The organism is Streptomyces sparsus, from assembly GCF_054776295.1.
Map to the genome: position 1 here is coordinate 1 of NZ_BAAHCA010000368.1, position 4564 is coordinate 4564.

A 4564-nucleotide genomic window follows, 5' to 3' on the forward strand; every position below is an offset into this window, starting at 1 on the left:
GGGCGCGGCTGCCCCCGACGCGCCGGGTGGCGTGTCTCCGTGGGGCGTCGCGGGGTCGGGCTGCGGGGTGGGGCGAGGGGGCACGAATGCTGCCTTTCGGTACGGGGGCGCCTCAACGGGCGCCCCGGATACGGGTGACGAGCAGGGAGCCGAGCGCGGCGCTGGCGGCGGCGAGCGCGAACAGCAGGGGGTAGTTGGCGCCGCTGCCGACGGCGAGCACCACGGGGGCGATCATCGGCATCAACGACTGGGGCAGGGCGTTGGCGATGTTGACCACGCCGAGATCCTTCGCCGGGTTGTCCTGGTCGGGGAGCACCTCGGTGATCAGGGCGAGGTCGACGGCGTAGAAGAGCCCGCCGCCGATGCCCATCACCACCAGGGCCACCACCAGCCAGGTCAGGTCGGGGGCGGCGGCGAGGATCGCCAGGCCGACGGCGACCACCAGGCCCGAGGCGATGACGAAGGGCTTGCGGCGGCCGTGGCGGTCCGAGATCCAGCCGCCGGCGACGGCGGTCAGCGACTGGAGGGAGAAGTTGAGCGCGATCAGGGCGGCGACGGTTCCGGCGGCCTCGGCGGTGCTGAGTCCGAGGCGGAACGGCACGTAGTACACGAGGTAGGTCATCGGCGCGACCCCGCCGAAGACGACGAGGAACTTGGTGAGCCACGCCCAGCCGAAGTCGGGGTGCCGGACGGGGTCGAAGGCGAAGCTGCTCCAGAACTCCCGTGCGGAGAACGGCTGCGGGGGCCCCTGGGGGCGGGTGTCCCGCAACGTGGCGGCGAACCAGCCGACCAGGGCGACGGTGAGCACCGCGGGCAGCAGCAGCTTCGCGCGCACGTCCGGGACGAGGGCGGCGACGGCCGCGCCGGCGAGCACGGCGGCGGTGACACTGGTGCCGACCGCTCCGGACGCCTTGCCGCGGTCCGCGGGCGGCACCTGGTCGGGAATGGTGGCCATCAGCGCGGCGTAGACGGCGTTGAAGGCGGTCTGCACCAGGGCCCAGCCCAGTACCAGCGCCACCACGGAGGGGACGAGGGCGATCACCGCCAGGCCGAGCACCCCGCCGGCCGCACCGCCGAGCAGCCACGGGCGGCGGCGTCCGTAGCGGGAGCGCGTCCGGTCGGAGAGCCGGCCGGCGAGCGGGTTGGCGATCAGCGCGAAGACCGCGCCGACGCCCAGGACGAGGCCGAGCACGGCCTCCTTGTCCTCGGGCGCCACTTCGGCCACCCGGATCGCCATGGTGATGACGACCGGCGTCATGAGCGCGGTGTACAGGCCGAAGGTGGCGGAGCCGAGGCGCAGCACGTAGCCGCGGGGCGCGGCGGACGGCGGGCCGAGCGGCGACCGGGGGGCGTCCGGAGCCTGGGCGTCGGTGCTGCTCACTGCCGCGCCTCCTCGTAGAGGGCTGTCGTCTGCCCGCCATACTGACGCCAACTACCTGTAGATCGGTAGGTGCTGTCACCACTGCGTTATGTCGGCATGTCGTATGGTCACTCGCAGGACATCGGTGGCGGCCTCGGCGGGCAGCTCCTGCGGGAGGGTTGTGGATGACACGGGCCAGGCACGGTGTGCGAGGCGAGGAGCGGCGGGCGGAGATCCTGCGGACGGCCCTCGAGGTGATCGCCGAGCGCGGTTACCGGGGAGCGACGCTGGGCGCCGTCGCCGAACGGGTCGGGCTCACCCAGCAGGGGGTGCTGCACTACTTCCCCACCAAGGAGGCGCTGCTCATCGCCGTCCTGGAGGAACGTGACGCCTGGGACACCGGTGGCACGGCCGGGCGGCGGGAGCGCAGCGATCCGCCGTGGCCGCTGGCGGGCTTCGCGACTCTGGTGGAGTACAACACCATGCGTCCCGGCATCGTGCAGACGTTCTCGGCGCTGCTCGGCGAGAGCGTCACCGAGGGCCACCCGGCGCGGGACTACTTCCGCGAGCGCTACGCCTACGTCCGGGAGGGGCTGGCGGACACGCTGCGGGCGGAGTTCGGCGAACGGCTGCCGAGCGGCCTCACCCCCGAACAGACAGCGCCGCTGATCGTCGCCGTGATGGACGGCCTCCAGTACCAGTGGCTGCTCGACCCGGAGGCGGTGGACATGCCGGCGGTCTTCCGGTCCCTGCTCTCCCTGCTGGAACCCCCCGACTGACCGCCGGTCCACCGTGAGGCGGTCGGAGACGGCGGGGCGGTGGTGAGCGGCCTGGCCCGAACCCGAGGGCGACCGTTGACGACGCGGGTACGGCGTCACCACGTGCAACGGAGAGCCCGCCGGCGGACGTGTTTCGGGCGGATGCCGGGGGCACGGGCCTGCCGGTCCCGGGCCGCTGATCACCCACCAGCTCCCGCTGGAGTCCCTCGGTCGGCGCTCACCCCAGTCGGCAGTGGACGCGCCGACGTGGGAAAGGTCCTGCTGCGTCCGTGACCGCGTCCGTCCGCGGGCGGCCGTCCGCCGGTACGGGACGGGAATCCGTCCGCCGGTACGGCGAAGGCCGCCCCCGGGTGCCGGGGACGGCCTTCGTCAGCTGTGCGGAAGTCAGGCGATGGTGAGCGTGACCTCGATGTTGCCGCGGGTGGCGGCGGAGTAGGGGCACACCTCGTGCGCCTTCTCCAGGAGCTGCTTCGCGGTCTCGGCGTCCACGTTGGGGATGTCCGCCGTGAGGGCGACCGTGAGGCCGAACCCGCCGGCCGGCGTCTTGCCGATGCCGACCTCGGCGGTGATGGTCGACCCGGTGACGTCGGCCTTCATCCGGCGGGCGACCAGCGTGAGCGCGCTCTGGAAGCAGGCGCTGTAGCCGGCTGCGAAGAGCTGCTCCGGGTTGGTGCCCGCGCCGCTGCCGCCCATCTCCTTGGGCGGGTTGACGACCACGTCGAGCTGGCCGTCACTGCTGGCGACGCGGCCGTCGCGGCCGTTCTCCGCGGTGGCCACGGCGGTGTAGGCGACCTCTATGGGCTGTACGGACATGAAGTGTTCCTCCTGAGGAATGGTTGACCGGGGGTTCGCGCCCACGACCCTCCGGCCGGGGGTGAGTCTAGTCGCCGAGGCCGACGACCATTTTTCCGGTGTTGGCGCCGCGGAGCATGCCGAGGAACGCGTCAGCCGCGTTCTCGATGCCCTCGACGACGGTTTCGCGGTAGGTGAGTTCACCGGATGCGATCCAGGCCGCGGTCTCCCGGGTGAACTGCTGCTTGAGCGCCCCGTGGTCACCGACGAGCATGCCCTGGATACGGAGACGCTTGCCGATGACCAGTGCGAGGTTGCGCGGCGCGGCGGCCGGTTCGCTGCTGTTGTACTCGCCGATCATGCCGCAGACGGTGACGCGGCCGTGGACGTGCAGCGCGCTGATGGCGGCTTCGAGGTGCTCGCCGCCGACGTTGTCGAAGTAGACGTCGATGCCGTCCGGCGCGGCGGCCTTGAGCTGCTCACCGACCGGGCCGTCCTTGTAGTTGAACGCGGCGTCGAAGCCGAACTCGCCGGTCAGAAGGTCGACCTTCTCCTTGGAGCCGGCGCTGCCGACCACCCGGGAGGCTCCCTTGAGGCGGGCGATCTGGCCGACCTGGCTGCCGACGGCACCGGCGGCGCCGGAGACGAACACCGCGTCCCCCTCCTTGAAGGAGGCGACCTCCAGCAGACCGGCGTAGGCGGTCAGCCCCGGCATGCCGAGCACACCGAGGTAGGCGCTCAGCGGCGCGAGGTCCGCGTCCACGGGCTCGGCGTGCCGGGCGTCGAGGGTCGCGTACTCACGCCAGCCGAGCCAGTGCAGTACGTGGTCGCCGGGGGCGAAGCCCTCCGCCTCGGAGGCCACCACGACGCCCACCGCGGAGCCGTCCATCGGCTTGTCCAGCTGGAACGGGGGCACATAGGACTTGACGTCGTTCATCCGGCCGCGCATGTACGGGTCGACGGACATGTACAGGTTGCGCACCAGGATCTGGCCCGCACCCGGTGCCTGCACCGGCGCTTCCCGCAGCGCGAAGTTGTCCGGAGTGGGCCAGCCGTCCGGACGGGCGGTCAGCTGCCATTCGCGGCCGACGGTGGGCAGGCTCATCAGGTACCTCCAAAAGCTTCAGGTCGTGAAACAACTGTGCACCTGGATATTTCATGTTGTCAACTAAGTGGGTATCCTGGATCGCATGACGCCGCGCAGAAATCCCCCCGACCCGCTGACCCGTGAGGTGGTCGAACTCATCGGCACGGTGGTCGCCCGCTACCACGAGGAGTACGCCGAAGCCGCGGCCGGCTACTCACTCACCGGCGCCCAGGCACGGGTGCTGGCGCTGCTGACGGTCGGGCCGACGCCGATGCGCCGGATAGCCGAGCAGCTCAAGTGCGAGCCGTCCAACGTGACGGGCATCGTCGACCGGCTGGAGGCGCGGGGCCTGGCGGAGCGGCAGGCGGCGCCCTCGGACCGCCGGGTCAAACTGGCCGCGGCGACGGACGCGGGACGGGAGGTGGCGACGCGCCTGCGGGAGTCGCTGGGTGACTTCGCGCGCGAGCCGTTGGCCGGGCTCTCCGAGGCGGAACGCACCACCCTGCGCGACCTGCTGCACCGCATGCTGGGCGGCGACACCGCGGA

The 4564-nt window shown here is 72.0% G+C and carries 5 protein-coding genes; 2 read left to right on the plus strand and 3 right to left on the minus strand.

The annotated features are described in order from the left end of the window. Window positions 1-112 precede the first annotated feature (112 nt). On the minus strand, window positions 113-1381 hold the full coding sequence (locus tag ACYVE9_RS16490) for an MFS transporter (RefSeq protein ID WP_461028621.1): 1269 nt from the start codon (window positions 1379-1381) through the stop codon (window positions 113-115). 164 nt (window positions 1382-1545) lie between these two features. Between ACYVE9_RS16490 and ACYVE9_RS16495 the strand changes: the two genes are divergently transcribed. Then, window positions 1546-2139 carry a TetR/AcrR family transcriptional regulator gene (locus tag ACYVE9_RS16495; RefSeq protein ID WP_461028622.1) on the plus strand — a complete coding sequence of 198 codons (594 nt, stop codon included), beginning with the start codon at window positions 1546-1548 and terminating at the stop codon, window positions 2137-2139. 384 nt (window positions 2140-2523) lie between these two features. Here ACYVE9_RS16495 and ACYVE9_RS16500 read toward each other — a convergent pair whose 3' ends face one another. Both ACYVE9_RS16500 and ACYVE9_RS16505 read right to left on the minus strand, forming a co-directional pair. Further along, complete coding sequence (locus tag ACYVE9_RS16500) at window positions 2524-2952, minus strand: organic hydroperoxide resistance protein (RefSeq protein WP_461028623.1); 429 nt, start codon at window positions 2950-2952, stop codon at window positions 2524-2526. A 67-nt stretch (window positions 2953-3019) separates the two neighbouring features. Beyond that, a complete protein-coding gene (locus tag ACYVE9_RS16505; RefSeq protein ID WP_461028624.1) occupies window positions 3020-4036 on the minus strand; it encodes an NADP-dependent oxidoreductase in 1017 nt (338 codons plus the stop codon). An 85-nt stretch (window positions 4037-4121) separates the two neighbouring features. Between ACYVE9_RS16505 and ACYVE9_RS16510 the strand changes: the two genes are divergently transcribed. Beyond that, a partial coding sequence (locus tag ACYVE9_RS16510) for a MarR family winged helix-turn-helix transcriptional regulator (RefSeq protein WP_461028625.1) occupies window positions 4122-4564 on the plus strand: 443 nt, incomplete at its 3' end.